This is a genomic window from Stenotrophomonas sp. LC732 (assembly GCF_052446685.1).
GTDB lineage: Bacteria > Pseudomonadota > Gammaproteobacteria > Xanthomonadales > Xanthomonadaceae > Stenotrophomonas > Stenotrophomonas muris.
Genome location: NZ_CP199214.1, coordinates 2,381,196 through 2,396,759 on the forward strand (window position 1 = coordinate 2,381,196; position 15,564 = coordinate 2,396,759).

General features: G+C 68.5%; 16 protein-coding genes. 2 read left to right on the top strand and 14 right to left on the bottom strand.

From position 1 onward, the window contains the following. Window positions 1-194 precede the first annotated feature (194 nt). The 14 genes from ACT6SE_RS11420 to ACT6SE_RS11485 form a co-directional block, all read right to left on the bottom strand. Complete coding sequence (locus ACT6SE_RS11420) at window positions 195-1,370, bottom strand: substrate-binding domain-containing protein (RefSeq protein ID WP_014647364.1); 1,176 nt, start codon at window positions 1,368-1,370, stop codon at window positions 195-197. Between the two features lie 311 nt (window positions 1,371-1,681). Next, window positions 1,682-2,881 (bottom strand): type II secretion system inner membrane protein GspF, encoded by a 1,200-nt coding sequence (gspF, locus tag ACT6SE_RS11425; protein WP_046430964.1) that lies wholly within the window; start codon window positions 2,879-2,881, stop codon window positions 1,682-1,684. A 7-nt stretch (window positions 2,882-2,888) separates the two neighbouring features. Then, on the bottom strand, window positions 2,889-4,322 hold the full coding sequence (gene gspE / locus ACT6SE_RS11430) for a type II secretion system ATPase GspE (RefSeq protein WP_080342757.1): 1,434 nt from the start codon (window positions 4,320-4,322) through the stop codon (window positions 2,889-2,891). Next, entirely contained in the window at window positions 4,319-6,700 is a 2,382-nt protein-coding gene (gene gspD / locus ACT6SE_RS11435; protein ID WP_088375455.1) for a type II secretion system secretin GspD, read from the bottom strand. Before gspD ends, gspE begins: the two co-directional genes overlap by 4 nt. Further along, window positions 6,697-7,224, bottom strand: a complete 528-nt coding sequence (gspM, locus tag ACT6SE_RS11440; protein ID WP_046430968.1) for a type II secretion system protein GspM — start codon at window positions 7,222-7,224, stop codon at window positions 6,697-6,699. The genes gspD and gspM overlap by 4 nt, the downstream gene beginning before the upstream one ends. Further along, complete coding sequence (gene gspL, locus ACT6SE_RS11445) at window positions 7,221-8,384, bottom strand: type II secretion system protein GspL (protein ID WP_046430969.1); 1,164 nt, start codon at window positions 8,382-8,384, stop codon at window positions 7,221-7,223. Before gspL ends, gspM begins: the two co-directional genes overlap by 4 nt. Next, entirely contained in the window at window positions 8,381-9,286 is a 906-nt protein-coding gene (gene gspK, locus ACT6SE_RS11450; RefSeq protein ID WP_041863511.1) for a type II secretion system minor pseudopilin GspK, read from the bottom strand. Before gspK ends, gspL begins: the two co-directional genes overlap by 4 nt. 9 nt (window positions 9,287-9,295) lie before the next feature. After that, window positions 9,296-9,733 (bottom strand): type II secretion system major pseudopilin GspG, encoded by a 438-nt coding sequence (gene gspG / locus ACT6SE_RS11455; RefSeq protein ID WP_046430971.1) that lies wholly within the window; start codon window positions 9,731-9,733, stop codon window positions 9,296-9,298. 57 nt (window positions 9,734-9,790) lie between these two features. Next, window positions 9,791-10,372, bottom strand: coding sequence for a hypothetical protein (locus tag ACT6SE_RS11460; protein WP_046430973.1), 582 nt, complete (start codon window positions 10,370-10,372; stop codon window positions 9,791-9,793). Between the two features lie 120 nt (window positions 10,373-10,492). Continuing rightward, entirely contained in the window at window positions 10,493-11,044 is a 552-nt protein-coding gene (locus ACT6SE_RS11465) for a hypothetical protein (RefSeq protein WP_046430975.1), read from the bottom strand. Between the two features lie 58 nt (window positions 11,045-11,102). Continuing rightward, entirely contained in the window at window positions 11,103-12,083 is a 981-nt protein-coding gene (locus tag ACT6SE_RS11470) for a FecR family protein (protein WP_046430977.1), read from the bottom strand. 69 nt (window positions 12,084-12,152) lie between these two features. Then, entirely contained in the window at window positions 12,153-12,683 is a 531-nt protein-coding gene (locus tag ACT6SE_RS11475; protein ID WP_444811160.1) for an RNA polymerase sigma factor, read from the bottom strand. 16 nt (window positions 12,684-12,699) lie between these two features. After that, entirely contained in the window at window positions 12,700-13,380 is a 681-nt protein-coding gene (locus ACT6SE_RS11480; RefSeq protein ID WP_046430979.1) for a TonB-dependent receptor, read from the bottom strand. Window positions 13,381-13,918: 538 nt separating this feature from the next. After that, window positions 13,919-14,383 (bottom strand): Lrp/AsnC family transcriptional regulator, encoded by a 465-nt coding sequence (locus tag ACT6SE_RS11485; protein ID WP_005413654.1) that lies wholly within the window; start codon window positions 14,381-14,383, stop codon window positions 13,919-13,921. Window positions 14,384-14,510: 127 nt separating this feature from the next. On the opposite strand from ACT6SE_RS11485, the gene ACT6SE_RS11490 reads away from it, so the two are divergent. Together ACT6SE_RS11490 and ACT6SE_RS11495 are read left to right on the top strand one after the other, a co-directional pair. Next, window positions 14,511-15,242, top strand: a complete 732-nt coding sequence (locus ACT6SE_RS11490; RefSeq protein ID WP_046430980.1) for an AzlC family ABC transporter permease — start codon at window positions 14,511-14,513, stop codon at window positions 15,240-15,242. Next, a complete protein-coding gene (locus tag ACT6SE_RS11495; RefSeq protein WP_014647378.1) occupies window positions 15,239-15,553 on the top strand; it encodes an AzlD family protein in 315 nt (104 codons plus the stop codon). The genes ACT6SE_RS11490 and ACT6SE_RS11495 overlap by 4 nt, the downstream gene beginning before the upstream one ends. The last annotated feature ends 11 nt before the right edge of the window (window positions 15,554-15,564 follow it).

Sequence of the window (15,564 nt, forward strand, 5' to 3'; positions counted from 1 at the left end):
CCTCATCAACCTGGTGGGCCGCAGCTGCGGCGACGATCGGGGAGGCACACGCAACGCATGCCCTGCCACTGATAGACGGTTCACGCGAGACGAAGCCGACAGCCAAACGCTGCAACAGCGGCACCGTCGCGGAAATGGCGACGCCGGCCCAGAGGCCGGCGTCGGGTCAAGCAGGATTCAACCCGTGCTGCGGATTACAGCGGACGGCCGATGCCGGCGCAGGTGCTGGGGTTGTTCAGGCCGGCAGTGCTGCTGGCTAGCACGAAACGGTTGCGGATCGCATCGCGCCAGGCCTTGGTCAGCGGGATGAAGCCGTGGTCGGTGATCGACTTCTCATACGCGACGGTGTAGGTCGCCGGATAGTGGCGCGCCAGGAAGCCGCGCAGGCTGGTGGCGACGCTCGAATCCTTGTAGCACTGGCCGATCACCAGGTTGGTGTAGCCGGCGATCGGATAGCCGGCCGACGGGTTGCCGAACACCGGCACCCAGTTGGCGGGGTTCTCTGCATCGGTGCCGGTCGGCGGAGCGACGGTGTCCAGGGTGGCCTGCACGCTCACCTGGTCCGGCGAGAAGCCCTTGACCTTGGCGACCTTGGTCGCATCGGTCAGGTTCGGGATCACGTCCGGGCCAACGTAGCCGATGCGGCCTTCAGCCGCGTAGACAGTGTTGTACAGCGAGGTGCCGCCGGTGGCCGGGGCGGCCACCAGGAACGCCGGCAGGTTGCCGTTGGCATCGCGCTTGTACAGGTCGGCGAAGGTCGACTTGATGGCGAACTTGCCGCCCACCAGCTTCGAGGTGTCAGCATTCTCAGCGGCACAGGCCGCGGTCAGGAAGCGGCTGAACATTTCGCTGGTGCCGCTGCTTTCCGCGCGATACACCACCTGGATCGGGCCGCTGCGGTTGGCATCGATGGTCGACCAGTCGCTGATCGCGCCCGAGAACACGCCGCAGATCTGCGCCACGCTCAGGTTCACCGCCGAACCGGCCTTGTTGAACGGGATGGTGACCGAGGTGGCCACCGACGGCACCTGGATCAGCGCGCCGTAGCGGTTGGCATTGGTCGGCTGGTTGAAGTTGGTGGTGTAGGTGTTCAGCTCGGTGCCGCTCAGTACCGAATCGCTGCCGGCGAAGTGCACGGTGCCGGTGGTCGAGAACAGCAGCGAGTTGTTTTCCAGGAAGGCCTTCTTGCCGGTGCCCGAACCGGTCACGGCGTAGCTGAAGTTCGCCGGCAGGATGCTGTCGGACGAACCCTTGTAGAGGTCGGCCGGCAACGAGGCACCGCCGCCGGTCACGGTCTGCGCCGAGGCGGCGCCCACGGTAGCGAGCAGCGCGGTGGCAACCAGCGCGGCCAGGGTCTTGCACTTGTTCATGATCTTCTCCTGAATGGTTTACTGCGAAGGGAAACACCAAGGGAGGAACGGTCACTACACGCCTGCTGCCGCCGAGGGCCTCCCAGCCCGCTCTGCGGCGACGTGTCCATGCTGGTCCGCGCCGATGACAGGCCGCTTAAGAAACCTGTGGAAGATCGGAAAAAGGTGTGGAGGATTGTGTGGAGAATCGAAGACGGCGACCGGGTAGAGTCGACTGTGCGTCGACTGGTGCACGGAGCGCTGGTCCTGTCGAAGTGTGCTTGGGAAGCAGTCGACTGACAGTCGACTCCACCCGTGATGCGCGTTGCGCATCACTGCACCAGCTGGTTCATTTCCATGATCGGCATCAGCACCGCCAGCACGATCGTCAACACCACGCCGCCCATCACCAGGATCATGGTCGGTTCCAGCAGTGCGGTCAGCGCCATCGCGCGACGCTCGATCTCGCGCGAGATCGTCTGCGCGGCGCGTTCGAGCAGTGGCGCCAGCGAACCGGTCTTCTCGCCGCTGGCCACCAGATGCACCAGGATCGGCGGATAGACCTTCTGTACCTTCAACGCAGCACCCAGTGCCGCACCTTCGCGAACGCGAGCAGCCACATCATCGGCACAGCGCGCCAGCAACGCATTGCCAAGCGTCTGCCGCGCCGCTTCAAGCGCACGCAGCAGCGGGACACCGGCGTCCAGCAGGATCGCCAGCGTCGAGGCAAAGCGCGCACTGTTCACACCCAGCACGAAGCGCCCGACCATCGGCACCCGCAGCAGCATCGCGTCCCAGCGCAGGCGCAGTTCCGGCCGCCGCAATGCCAGCCGCCAGGCCACCACCAGCGCAGCCATGCCCAGCCCTGCCCACGCACCCCAGCTGCGTACGAACGCGCTGGCGGCCAGCATCACCTGGGTCAGCATCGGCAGCGTCTGCCGTGCCTGAACGAACGCGGTCACCACCTGCGGCACCACGTAGCTGAGCAGGAAGATCACGATCGCCACCGACACCAGGCTGATCGCCGCCGGGTAGATGAAGGCGGTCAGTACCTTGGCCTGCAGCGCATTGCGTTCTTCGATGTAGTCGGCCAGGCGCTCCATCACCCGTGCCAGATCGCCGGAATCCTCACCTGCACCCACCAGCGCCCGATAGATCGGCGGGAAATCGCGCGGCCGCGCGGCCAGGGCCACGGTCAGGCGCTGGCCGGCACGCACGTCGGCGCGTACTGCGGTGAGCGCCTGGGCCACGTGCGGGCGTTCGGCCTGCTCGATCACCGCACTCAAGGCGCCTTCCAACGGCAGGCTGGCGGCCAGCAGGCTGGCCAGCTGGCGCGTGGCCCAGGCCAGCTCGCTGGCAGACAGCCGCCGGGCAGCCCAGCCACTGCCGGCACTGCGCGCCACGCTGACCTGCACGGGTGTCAGCCCACGACCGCGCAGCACCTGTCGCGCACCGCGCGGGCTGTCAGCGTCCAGCTGGCCCTTCTCGATGCGGCCCTGCGCGTTGGCGGCCTGGTAGTCGAACAGCGCCATGCAAGCCTCAGTCGTCGCCGGTGACGCGCAGGATCTCTTCCAGCGTGGTCACCCCGCTGTCGACCCAACGCTGGCCGTCCTGACGCAAGGTCCGCATGCCGGCACGCCGCGCCGCCTCGCGCAGTGCAGGTTCACCCTGCCCTTCATGGATCAGCGTACGCACGCGATCGTCCACCACGAACAACTCGTGGATGCCGGTACGCCCCCGGTAGCCGCTGTTGGCACAAGCCGCGCAACCCACCGCGCGCCATACGGTACGGCCGTCCCCATCCACTTCGGCACGCCGGCATTGGGTGCACAGCCGCCGCACCAGCCGCTGCGCCAGCACGCCGCGCAGCGACGAGGCCAGCAGGAACGGTTCCACCCCCATGTCGGCCAGGCGCGTCACTGCCGAAATCGCGTCGTTGGTATGCAGGGACGCCAGCACGCCATGGCCGGTCAGCGACGACTGCACCGCAATCTGTGCGGTCTCCAGGTCGCGGATCTCGCCGATCATGATGGTGTCCGGGTCCTGGCGCAGGATCGCGCGCAGCGCGGTGCCGAAGCTCATGCCGATGCGCGCGTTCACCTGGATCTGGCCGATGCCGGCGAAGTCGTACTCCACCGGGTCCTCCACGGTGAGGATGTTGCTGGTGCTGCTGTCGAGCTGGCCCAACGCGGCGTACAGCGAGGTGGTCTTGCCACTACCGGTCGGGCCGGTGACCAGCACGATGCCATGCGGCTGCCGGATCAATCCAGTGAACGTGGCCAGGGTGTCATCGGCCATGCCAAGGCGCTGCAGCTGCAGACGGCCGGCATCCTTCTCCAGCAGTCGCAGCACGGCGCGCTCGCCATGCCCGGTCGGCACCGTGGAGACTCGGATATCCAGCGGACGCCCACCCACGCGGATCGCGATGCGCCCGTCCTGCGGCAGGCGCTTCTCGGCGATGTCCAGGTGGGCCATGATCTTGATGCGCGATACCAGCGCTGCGTGCAGTGCGCGCCGTGGCTGCACCATGTCGCGCAGCGTGCCGTCCACCCGGTAGCGCACCACCGAATGGGTCTCGAACGGCTCGATGTGCAGATCGCTGGCGCCATCGCGTGCGGCCTGCGCCAGCAGCGCGTTGATCATGCGGATCACCGGCGCATCATCCTGCGCGTCCAGCAGATCGGTGACTTCCGGCATGTCCTGCATCAGCCGGTCCAGATCGACTTCGCTCTCGGCGGCACCGACCACGGCAGCGGCGTCGCCGCCGTCACGGTACTGCTCAGCCAACCGCTGCTGCCACATCGCGGCATCCAGTGCCTGGAAGGGCAACGGTCCATGCCGGCGGCGCAGTTCGGCCACGGCCCACGCTGCGGTATCGACGGTACCCAGCAGCACAGGCTCACCGCCAACCTCGGACAGCATCACCCCATGGCTGCGCACCCAGGCGTACGGCAGTGGCGCGGCGGCGCTCACGGTCCGATCACCAGTTCCGGCGTGTAGCCCAGCCCGCGCAGTTGCTGCAGTGCCGGGTCCAGCGTCGCCGGGTCGCGCGGCAGCCGCACCCGCAGGCGCTGGCCACTCTCGCCCGGCGTCGCCTCGGCATAGGCCTGCAGGCCCAGCGCCCGCACCTGCGCCACGCCCTGGCGGGCACGGGTCGGGTCCAGCCCCTGTGCGAACTGCACCAGCTGCGCATCGCCGTCACCGGCCGGATACAACACTGCCAGGCTGGTGTTCTGCAGCGGCTGGCCCTGGCCATCGCGCGCATTGCCCTGGCCGAGTACAGAAAGGTCCTGCGGCGGCAGCTGCGGTGCCGACAGCGCCGGCAATGCCCAGCTCTGCACCGGTTGCGCGCCAGCCTGCGCGTTGCGCATGTAGTCATAGCGGTCGCGGGTCAGGCGCTGGCCGGCGGCCGGGTCACGCACCACGTGCGGACGCAGGAACACCATCAGGTTGGTCTTGGCGCGCTTGCGTGTGTCGCTGCGGAACAAGGCACCCAGCACCGGAATCTTCCCCAGCCCCGGCACCGCGTCACGGCCATGGCTGACGCTGTCTTCCAGCAGGCCACCCAGCACCATGATCTGGCCATCGTCCAGCAGCACGCTGGTATCCAGTGCGCGCTTGTTGGTGATGATGCCGGCCGTGCTGTTCGCGCTCTGCGCATCGATGCTGCTGACTTCCTGGTAGATGTCCAGCTTCACCGTGCCGCCCTCGGAAATCTGCGGGCGTACCCGCAGCTTCAGGCCCACGTCCTCGCGCACGATGGTCTGGAATGGATTGTTGCTGCCGCCGCCACCGTCGGTCACGTAGCGGCCGCTCACAAACGGCACGGTCTGCCCGACCATGATGCTGGCCGCCTCGTTGTCCAGCGTCATCAGGTTCGGCGTGGACAGGATGTTGGCACCGCCCTTGCTCTGCAGCGCGTTGGCCAGCACCTTCATGTTGAGGATCTGGCCGACGCCGGGCAGGTTGATCGTGCCGTCGATCACCCCGATCTTCAGGCCATCCTTGGGCAGCACGTCCAGGGTGGTGCGCGCGGTGGTGTTCAGCCCGCTGCCACCGCTGGTGCCGCCAAAGTGGGTGCCGCCGAAGGTGCGGCCATTGCCCAGCATCCACTGCACGCCCAGTTCGGCCGCGTCGGTCTGGTTGACCTCCACGATCAGGCTTTCCACCAGCACCTGTGCACGGCGCTGGTCAAGCTGGTCGATCACCCGGCGCAGGTTGCGGTACACCGGTTCCGGCGCCGAGATCAACAGCGTGTTGGTGGCCACGTCCGCCTGCACCGAAATGCCGTTCTGGCTGAAGCCGGTGCTCCCGGCGTCGATCGGGTCGCGGCGGTTCGGATCCAGCCGCTGCGATTCCAGCGCATTGCTGCCGGTCCTGGCCTGTTGTGGCTGCGACGGCTGCGCCGGTGCGGAACGGCTTGCATCGCCAGGCAGTGGCGTGATGCCTTCATTGCTGCCCACTGCCGGCGCATCGCTCTGCCCCGCAACCACGCCGCGCAGCACGCCGGCGAGCTGATTGGCCTGGGCATTGCGCAGGTAGACCACATGCAGGTTGCCGGACTCGTCCTGCGCGCGGTCCAGCTTCTCCACCAGCTGCCGGGCCAGACGGGTGCGCCCGGGACTGCTGGAACGCAGCAGCACGCTGTTGCTGCGCGGGTCGGCCATCACCACCACCTTCTGGCTGGGCTCTGCGCCCTGCGCATCCAGCAGCGGCGCGACCATCGCCGCGACGTCTACGGCGATGCCCTGCTGCAGCTTCACCACATCGGTGTCCATGCCGGCCGGCGTGTCGACGCTGGCGATCACCCGCGCGATGCGCTCCAGGTTGTCGGCATAGTCGGTGATCACCAGAGTGTTGTTGCCCGGGTTCGCCGTGATCGGATTGTCCGGGCTGATCATCGGCCGCAGCACCGCCACCAGCGCGGCGGCGTTCTCGTAGCGCAGCGGAAAGGTGCGCGTGGCGACCTCGCCTCCTGCACCGCCACTGCCCACCCGGCCACCGAGCAGCTTGGCGTCGGCCTGCGGCACCACCCGGCTGACGCCGCCATTCTCGACCACGGCGAAGCCGCGCATGCGCAGCGCGCCCAGCAGCAGCTGATAGGCCTGGGTACGGCTGACCGGGCCATCGGAGACCACCGTCATCTTGCCGGTCACCCGTGGGTCGACCAGGAACTGGCGGCCGGTGAACCGTGCCGCCATCCGCAGCACGCCACCGATATCGGTATCCACCAGGTTCAGCTGCACCGGCTCATCGCGTGTGTCCTGCGCTGCCACCGGCGCCGGCACGTGGGCCATGCCCACGATCAGGGCCAATGCAGTACTGCAGGCAAGGCTGCGCATCGCCCTCATGGATGGGCACCCGCAGTGGCCACCATCACGATGTTTCCGGAAATCCGTGCCGCCGGCATGTTCGCGTCCCCTGTGCGTGTCAGTTGCAGCTGCTGCAGCTCGATGGCCGGGTCGGCCAGCAGCGGCAGCAGCCAGTTCCATAGCGCATCGGCGGGCACCGCCTGCACCTGCAGGTGCCAGCGCCCGTCACGCGCTTCGATATGCAGGCCGTCGGCAAGGCCGGCGGTCTTGATTCCATCGCGCAGCCCAGGAAGTGTCGGATGCTGGCCCTGCGCCAGCTGCTGGCGCTCACGGACGCGCAGCAGCGGTGCCAGTGCGCGCGACTGCGCCTGCCGCCGCGGTAGCTCGGCCTGCCAGTGCGTGCGCTGCTTCAGCAGTGGCTCCAGCCACAACGACCACAGGCCCGCCACCAGCAGCGCCACCACCATCACCCACAGCATCCGCCGGTCGCGCGGTGGCAGGCGTTGCCAGCGCTGCTGCAGGCCGGCCAGCCCCCCGCCCAGCCGCAGGGTGCGGGCCGTCACTGTCCCGCTCCGCTCACCCGCAGGCGCCCACCGGCGTCGCGCGCCAGCAGCAGGCCCTGCACCTGCAGCGCCTGCTGCCAGTGCTCAAGCCGCTGCGGATCGTCGGCCAATGCCTGGGCATCGGCATCCAGCTCCATGTCGAGCTGGCCGGGCTGGTAATGCAGGCTGCGCACCTGCCCGGCCAGTTCCGGAACCGCCAGCAGCGTGCTGGCTACCTGCCGTTGCAACGGCGGCAACGGTGGCGCTGGTGGCGGCACCGCCAGAGCACGCCTTGCCTGCAGCACCGGATCCACCACATCGGTGATCTCCGGGAAGCGTGCGCTGAACTGCCGCGCCATGTCCTGTTGCAGCGCCTCGCCCTCGATCCGCCAACGCCAGACCTGCAGCTGCAGGCCGAGCGCGGCCAGCAGCACTGCCGCCAACGCGAGGCCGATTGCCAGGCGTGGCGCTTGCCGACCCGCACCGGGCAGCGGCAGTGACCACCCCGGCAGAGGTCCACATGCCTGCCGTTCCTTCATGACGGCGGTGGCCGGCAGGCTGTCCGGCCACGCCGGCGGTACGCTGCCGATCCATTGCACGGCCTGCACGCCGGCCTGTCGCAGGCGCACGGCCAGCGCCTGCATGACTGCACACGCATCACGTCCGCCATACCACTGGACGAACCCCCGATCGCGCCCGCTTCGCACCAGCAGGTGCTCGCCGCTGACCTGCAGCGTGGCCTGTCCGTCCTGCCAGGGCAGCAGCAGGGGCGTCGGATGGAGTGCCTGCAGCTGCAGTCCGCACGAAGCCAGCAACTGCTGCGCCTGCAGGACCGCCTGCTGGCCGAGCCAGGCCACCGGAACCGTGCCGTCAGCCGCCTGCGCACCGTGGGCCAGCGCGACGTCCTGCAGGTCATCCAGCAACATCGCCTCCACCTCACCCTGCAACGCCAACTGCAGGCGGCGCCCGGACAACGGTGGCAGCTGCAGTTCCAGCAGGATCAGGTCGCTCGGATCGAGGCAGGCATGCACCGCAGCCCGCGGATGCCGCAGACCCAGCGCCGCCAGCGTGGCGCAACCGTGGGCCAGCACCTCGCCCTTGTGCAGCTGCGCCCAGTCCACCGCGCTGTCGGCGTGCAGACCCTCAAGCGTCGGCAGGCGCACCCGAAGCTGCGCGTTCATGCGCCGATCCTCGTCCACACGCGTTGCACACGCACGCCGTCGTCGCGGTACTCGCGCCAGAGCAGCGCGCGGAAATCAACCGCGCTGCCGTCAGCCTGCACCCGGCCGACAGCCAGGAACCACTCGCTATGGATACCCAAGGGAAGTACCGCCATCTGTTCGTTGCTCAGTTGGAGTCGGTTGGCGATGTCGCCGCGATTGAGCAGCCAATGGCCAGCGTCGCGCTCACCGAGCAGCGCCTGCAGGCGTGCCGGCTCGACCGCAGGCGTCACCGCCTGCAGAACGCGCAGGTCGCTGGTGTTGGCGTTGACCAGGGTCTGTGCCGGCAACACCACGGTGCGTCGCGCCAGCGCCTGCAATGCCACCGGATCGGCGCCCGGCAGCGCCTGTTCGATCAGTGATTCGCGCGGCAGCGGTGCCTGCGCCTGCATGTCGCCATCGCGCATGCGCGCCTGGATGTGGTCCGCGGCGGATGCGCAGGCGCCCTGGCCCAGCCCCTGCCCGGCACACAACGCGATGAACGCGCGCCGCGCCTCGGGGTCCGGCCTGCCATGCGCAAGCAGATTGCGCAGGTTGAACATCGACTGCGCATCGACCAGCTGCAGCTGCACCGGCAACGGCGCCTGCAGCTCCAATGGGCGCGCCCAGCGCCCGCTGCGCACCGTGGTCAGCTGTTCCTTTGCATCCTCACGCAGCTGCTGCGCCGCACGTTCCAGCGTTGCGTCCACGGCCATGCGTACCTGTGCGCGCAGCTGGTCACCACGCAGCCCGCGCAGCTGGGCCGACTGCCGGGTGAGCAGTGCAGTGGCAATCACTGCCACCAGTGCCACCACCAGCAGGGCGACGATCACCGCCATGCCACGTTGACGGACACTCGAAACAGACCGCATCCGGGCTGACATCGGCCTGCCTCACAGCTGCCACGAGCCGATGTCCGCGTTCCCGGCGTCGCCACCGGGCCTGCTGTCCGCACCCAGCGAGAACACATCGATGTCGCCATGTGTGCCAGGCACCTGATATTGGTACGGATGGCCCCACGGGTCATTCGGCAGGCGATCCAGATAGGGCGTGACCGGCATCGCGCCACTGCCCTGCGGCGGCTTCACCAGCGCCTGCAGGCCCTGCTCGGCGCTGGGATAGCGACCATTGTCCAGCTTGAACAACTTCAGCGCCTGCATCAGCGCCGCGATGTCCTGGCGCGCCGCCACCACGCGCGCCTGGTCGGGACGGTCCATCAAGCGCGGCACGATCAATGCCGCGAGAATGCCGATGATCACCACCACCACCATGATCTCGATCAGGCTGAAACCCTGCTGCCGAGCCCTGCGACCACCCACCTGCCTTGCCATTGTTCCGCCCTCGTCATCCTGGAAGAGACCGCTGCGCCATGGTCAGCGGTGCATGTGTCAGTACGATAAACATCCGCCGGCAATTCGCTGCGCATGTGCCTGGGCGGGCGCCGGCGCAGCCGGTCCGCGTGCCGCCTCGAGCAGGTGTGGCGGCACACTGGCCAGCGTTTCGTCGATGCAGCCGCGCAGCAGCGGAAGCGCGCACGCCTGCAACAGGCGCACGCACTGCATCGGCGACCACGCGGTGCCATGGTCGAGGCCGATGAACGTGCGGTAGGCCTGGTGATAGCGCAGATCGTCGTACACGCGCTGCGCACTGTTGAGATCACGCACGACCACCAGCAGGGCCGCACGTTGCAGCAGCCGCGCATCGCCTGCGTCAAGCGGCAGCGCGTTCATGGCTGCTTCGGACCACGGCCGCAGCTGCAGATCAAGGGCGTGCCGCAGCGCCGCCAATGGATGCGCGCTGCTGTCCAGTGCCGCCCAGCGCGCGGCATCGGCCCAGGCATCACTGGACAGCACCCAGACCCACGAGTGTCCGTAGCGTTGCACATTCAAGGGCGTGTGCCGCGCCTGCTCCAGTGACCGGCTCAGGTGGCGATCCAGCTCCAGCATGCTGATCCTGCGACTGTCTGCCATCTTCGTCGCCCGTGCTCCGCGACGCGTGGTGCGTCGTACTCTGGAGAAGACGTCAGCAAGGCAGGTGAAGCGACAGCGCGAATGCCGCTCTGTGCGCTGGGTGGTGCTTCATCGGCAACGTCATCGCAGCGTCATCCGCCTGCAGGCTTCGCGCTGCAGGCGCGGTGCGTCACCCCCGCAGCGGCGGGCCAGTACCGCCACGTCGCTGCGCGCGGCGAACGCGACCAGCGCGTCTGTCATGTCCACGTCATCGCACCACGACGCCATCGCAATGCGCACCGCGGGCAGCTGCCAGCCGTCCATCAGCCCGCGGGTGCCCGCCACGAACCAGTGCCACAGCCGATGGTGCAGCACCTGCTCGTGCAGCAGCGCGAGATCCCTGATGCCATGCATGTCCATCAGCAGCAGTGCGCGTGCCAGCGCCGCAGGCGGCAACACACCGGTTTCAGCCAGCGGCAGCACCTGCTGCTGCAGGCGCAACAGCATCGCCAGCGGGTGCGACTGCGGATCGAAGTCCAGCAGCACGGCCTGTTGCTGCCACTGTGCGTCCGATACCACGCATACCCATGGCGAGCCGTAGCGGTGCACCATCAACGGCCGTCGCTGGGTGGTTTCCAGCAACGCCGACAGATTGCGGCGCAGATCCAGCACACCGATGGTCTCGTTGCGCATCCTTGGCGTCTCCTTGCTTGCAACAGCCCTGCGCGGCGCGCACGGCCAGCGTCTTCACCTAACCAAGGACGGCAATGCCACCTGGAAAGCGACGCAGATCCAGCGACATCGTCAGTCGCAGCTGCTCCAGCGCCGCATCCGGATCATCGATGCGGAAGCGGCCGCTGACCGGGGCGCGCGCCAATGCCGATTCACCCAGCAGCACCTTGCCGCGGCGGTAGCGGTTGATCTCCTCCACCACCTCGCGCAGCGGCGCCCGGCGGAACACCAGCATGCCTTCGGTCCAGGCACTCACTTCCGAGGCCACGGCTTCGGCCACCACGCCACTGAGGCGCTCGTCGTACCGGGTCTGCTGGCCCGCCTGCAGCTGCAGGCGGCCCTGCGGGTGCTCGATCCGGGCGCTGCCCTGCAGGCAGGTCACCCGTACCTGGCCGTGGGTGTTGCGCACGTCCAGGCGCACCGCAGCTTCATCGGCAATCACGCAGCCTGCCCCTGCGAACAGGGCCAGGCGCAGGCCGGCCCGGGTCTCGATCGCGGCCTGGCCCTGCACCAGCTCGAAGCCTTCGCCCTCCGTGTCCGCACGGCGGCGCAGGCTGCTCTGCGTATCCAGCTCGATCTTCAGCTGTGGCGAAGGTGCGATCTGCAGCCGTTCACCGGTACCGGTGTGGAAGTCGGCCGTCATCGCCGTCACCGAGGGCCACAGCCCCAGCGGCGGACGGATCGCCGCCACCACTGCCAGGCTGGCCGGGGCGGCAATCGCGGCACCCAGGAAGGCACGCCGGCTCCAGCGCTGGGTCGGCGTCGGCACGACCGGTTGGCGTGCAGCGGCAGGCAGCTGCTCGCCGGCCAGGCGTACCTGCTCCCATTGCCGGCGCGCACGGCCGAATGCTTCGCGATGACGGGGATCAGCCTCGCACCACGCGCGGAAGCTGCGCCCGTCGGCCGCAGTAGCCTCGCCCGAGGTCAGCCGCACCACCCACGCGTGCGCCTGGCGCTCGACGGCATCCAGCGGGCGTTGCGGGTGATCGTCAGGATCCATGGGGGCTCATGCCGGACCCGCACGCTGCGGGGTTCTGCTCGGCGTCAAAGTGTAGACGGATGCCGCCGCTCAGAACCGCACCTGGCGCCCCTGCCCGCTGCGCTCGGCCAGGTAGTCCTGGGCCGCCTTCAGCTCACGCTGCACCAGCCGCAGCGACACGCCGAGGTGATCGGCGACGTCACGCTGCTGCAGGCCATCGACGCGGATTGCCAGCAGGATGCGGCGACGCCGCTCGGGCATGCGCTGCAGCAGGCCCACCATGTCCTCCAGCGCGAAGTCCAGTTCGGCCGCCTGCGCCGGCCCCGGTGCCGGGTCGGCCATGTCCATCAGCGTCTCCACCTCTTCCAGGCTCAGCAGGCGATGGTCGGCACGTTGGCGGTCGATCACGGTATTCATCGCCATGCGCAGCAGGTAGGCCGCAGGGTTCTGCACGGCGTCCAGGCGGTCACGGCGCGCGCTCAGGCGCATCCAGGTGTCCTGCAGCGCGTCACCGGCCAGTTCATCCGATCCCAGCTTGCGCACCAACCGGCGCTTCAGCTCGTCGTAGGCCCCCAGAAGGTGGTCCATCAGGTCAACTGCGCCAGCCGTACCGTTGCTCATGTTCGAATCCTTGAAGTCATGGAAGGGGCGCGCGCCCGCCACAGTCGTGGTCGGTGCCGGAAGGACGGATCTGCAGGGTCACCGGCTGCGCCAGCGCGGCGGCCTCGGTCGCCAGCACCAGGCCCTGCAGCGCCTGCAGCAGGCGTGCATCGCGGCGGGCACTACCACTGCCGGACAGCAGCTCGGGCTCGCTCACCCGGCCCGCGCCGTCGATGCGGAAGCGCAGCGTCGCGGCGTAGCGGCCGGGCGCGATCTCCGGGTCGTCACAGAACGCCGCACGCAGCCGCTGCTGCAGCCCGCCATAGCGACGCCGACGTTCGGCCTCGGGAAGTTCGGCGCCAACACCGGGTTCGGCGGCCGAGGACGTGCCCCGGCGCAGCACCACGCGCTGCGCGCCGATCACCTCGACCTCGATGCCGGAGTCCTGCAACAGCACCTGCAAGGCAGGCAGCGGCTCCAGGCTGGCGCGCAGCGCATGGCTGCTGCGGCCCGCGGCCAGGTCGCCCGGGTACATCACCGACCACCCACTGATGACGCTGAAGCGCTCGACCGCCTGTTCCAGCGGTTGCGCAGGGATGTCGTAGGCATGAACTCCGTCCTGCCCGGCAGCGGCAGAGGACAGCAGCAGCCACGCGACGATGGCCACCTTCCAAGTTCTGACCGCATGGTGTCCATTCAGCCCCCTGACGTAGAACACATGACCCTCGGCAGCGACAGCAGCTGCAGTGGACGCGCACCAGGACCAGCACCCCGGCCCGCGCGCGACCCGCAAGCGGGCTCAAACCGTAGCGGGGCCACATGTCATTGCGATGACCGCCGCCTACAGCCGACGTGAAGCCAGTCACCCATCAGGAATCAATAAATCGAACGGACCACCTCATCCACGCCTGGGGTCAGAGCCCGTTGCGCAGCAACGGGATCCGACCCCGTGCCGGCCCAAACGTGTCGACCAAGGTCGACACCCACCAAGAGCAGTTCATGCCGTTCCGGCAGATTGCGGGGAACTGTCGAAGGCGGGGTGGGTCTGGTTGCAGGGGCGTCCGCGGCATGAATGCCGCGGCCAAGCCCCCATGGAAGGGTTTACGGCGTCCCCTGCAACCGGACCCACCCCGCCATCCAACGGAATGCACGCTGTTGCTTCGGCTGTTGCTTCGGCTGTTGCTTCTGGGGTTGCCGGCCAGCGGCCGGCACTACCTGCGGGTGCCGGGCGCCACCCGGGCGGAAACCCCCGCCCTTCACAGCGGCAGCTGGGTCGTCTGCTTGATCCGCTGCATCGGAATCTCGGTCTTGGTGTTCTGCACCCCGGCGATCCGGTTCAGGTGCTGCATCTGGAACTGCCGGTAGGCATCAAGGTCGGCCACCGCCACCCGCAGCAGGAAATCGCAGTCACCGGCCATCAGATGGCATTCAAGCACTTCCGGGAACGACTTGATGCTGTTGATGAAGTGATTGGTGGTGTCCTCGTCCTGCCCGCGCAGCCACACGCGGACGAATACCGTGAAGCCACGGCCCACCTTGGCCTCGTTCAACAAGGCCACGTAGCGGTCGATGTAGCCGCCTTCCTCCAGCAGCCGCACCCGACGCAGGCAGGCCGACGGCGACAGCCCGACCAGCCGGGCAAGCTCCAGGTTCTGCAGGCGGCCGTCGCGCTGCAGGGCGTCGAGGATACGCCGATCGAGGTTGTCGAGCTGATACTGCATGGGATTTCGCCCTTGTCACTTTTGGCCGCATGAAATATCAATCATCCAGAATCCAGTGGCATCAACGCAACCCAATTTCGCGATCGGACCGCTAGCATGGGCCACCCCCAACTCGTTGTGCCGTTCCATGGACGCCCGTACCACCCTCCCCCTGCCCGACACCTGCGATACCGCGCCGCGTGCCGAATTCCTGCGCGGCCTGCGCGCCGCCGTGCCGGTGATGATCGGTTTCATTCCCTTCGCCCTGGTGCTCGGCGCGCAGGCCGCCCAGAAAGGCCTGAGCGTACTGGAAGTGCCACTGATGACGGGCCTCAACTTCGCTGGCGGCTCGGAGTTCGCCGCCGTCGAACTGTGGACCTCGCCACCGCACATCGCGCTGATCGTGGCGATCACCGCACTGGTCAACAGCCGCCATCTGCTGATGGGCGCCAGCCTGGCCCCACTGCTGCAGCACCTGCCGCGCCGCCGGGTGCTGCCGGCCCTGTTCTTCATGTGCGACGAAAGCTGGGCGATGGGCGTGGCCGATGCGCGCCGCCGTGCGCTCGGCTTCAGCCTGGCCTATTACCTGGGCGTCTCCGCGGGCCTCTACACCGTCTGGGTGGCCTGCACCGCGCTGGGTGCGATCGTCGGGCCGCTGCTGGGCGACATCCACGCCTACGGCTTCGACATGGCCTTCCCCGCCGTGTTCCTGGTGCTGCTGCGCGGCATGTGGCAGGGCATGAAGGCCGCGCGCCCGTGGCTGGTCAGCCTGGTCGTGGCCGCCGCCACCTATCTGCTGATCCCGGGTGCGTGGTACGTGGCCAGCGGCGCATTGGCCGGCCTGGCCGCCGCCTGGCTGCTGGCGGAGGACGCAGCATGATCTTCAACGGCCTGATCCACTGGTCCTCGGTGCTGACCATCGTGCTGATGGCCGCCGCCACCTACCTGACCCGCATCGTCGGCTTCCTCGCGCTGCGCAACCGCACGCTGGGCAAGCGCGCGGTGACGGTGATGGAAGCCGCGCCGGGCTGCGTGCTGATCTCGGTGATCGCTCCGGATTTCGTCGCCGACAAGCCCGCCGACCTGGCCGCGCTGGCGATCACCCTGCTGGCCGCCACGCGGCTGTCGATGCTGCCGACGGTGCTGATCGGCGTGGCCTCGGCCGGGCTGCTGCGCTACCTGATGGGCTGACTGCGGTGCGC

What these genes read in the sequence shown, in the direction of transcription:
- ACT6SE_RS11465 (WP_046430975.1), bottom strand. Translation starts at nt 11,044, where the DNA reads ATGCGCAACGAGACCATCGGTGTGCTGGATCTGCGCCGCAATCTGTCG.
- gspD (WP_088375455.1), bottom strand. Translation starts at nt 6,700, where the DNA reads ATGAGGGCGATGCGCAGCCTTGCCTGCAGTACTGCATTGGCCCTGATC.
- ACT6SE_RS11470 (WP_046430977.1), bottom strand. Translation starts at nt 12,083, where the DNA reads ATGGATCCTGACGATCACCCGCAACGCCCGCTGGATGCCGTCGAGCGC.
- ACT6SE_RS11495 (WP_014647378.1), top strand. Translation starts at nt 15,239, where the DNA reads ATGATCTTCAACGGCCTGATCCACTGGTCCTCGGTGCTGACCATCGTG.
- ACT6SE_RS11475 (WP_444811160.1), bottom strand. Translation starts at nt 12,683, where the DNA reads ATGAGCAACGGTACGGCTGGCGCAGTTGACCTGATGGACCACCTTCTG.
- gspG (WP_046430971.1), bottom strand. Translation starts at nt 9,733, where the DNA reads ATGGCAAGGCAGGTGGGTGGTCGCAGGGCTCGGCAGCAGGGTTTCAGC.
- ACT6SE_RS11485 (WP_005413654.1), bottom strand. Translation starts at nt 14,383, where the DNA reads ATGCAGTATCAGCTCGACAACCTCGATCGGCGTATCCTCGACGCCCTG.
- gspK (WP_041863511.1), bottom strand. Translation starts at nt 9,286, where the DNA reads ATGTCAGCCCGGATGCGGTCTGTTTCGAGTGTCCGTCAACGTGGCATG.
- gspF (WP_046430964.1), bottom strand. Translation starts at nt 2,881, where the DNA reads ATGGCGCTGTTCGACTACCAGGCCGCCAACGCGCAGGGCCGCATCGAG.
- ACT6SE_RS11420 (WP_014647364.1), bottom strand. Translation starts at nt 1,370, where the DNA reads ATGAACAAGTGCAAGACCCTGGCCGCGCTGGTTGCCACCGCGCTGCTC.
- ACT6SE_RS11460 (WP_046430973.1), bottom strand. Translation starts at nt 10,372, where the DNA reads ATGGCAGACAGTCGCAGGATCAGCATGCTGGAGCTGGATCGCCACCTG.
- ACT6SE_RS11490 (WP_046430980.1), top strand. Translation starts at nt 14,511, where the DNA reads ATGGACGCCCGTACCACCCTCCCCCTGCCCGACACCTGCGATACCGCG.
- gspL (WP_046430969.1), bottom strand. Translation starts at nt 8,384, where the DNA reads ATGAACGCGCAGCTTCGGGTGCGCCTGCCGACGCTTGAGGGTCTGCAC.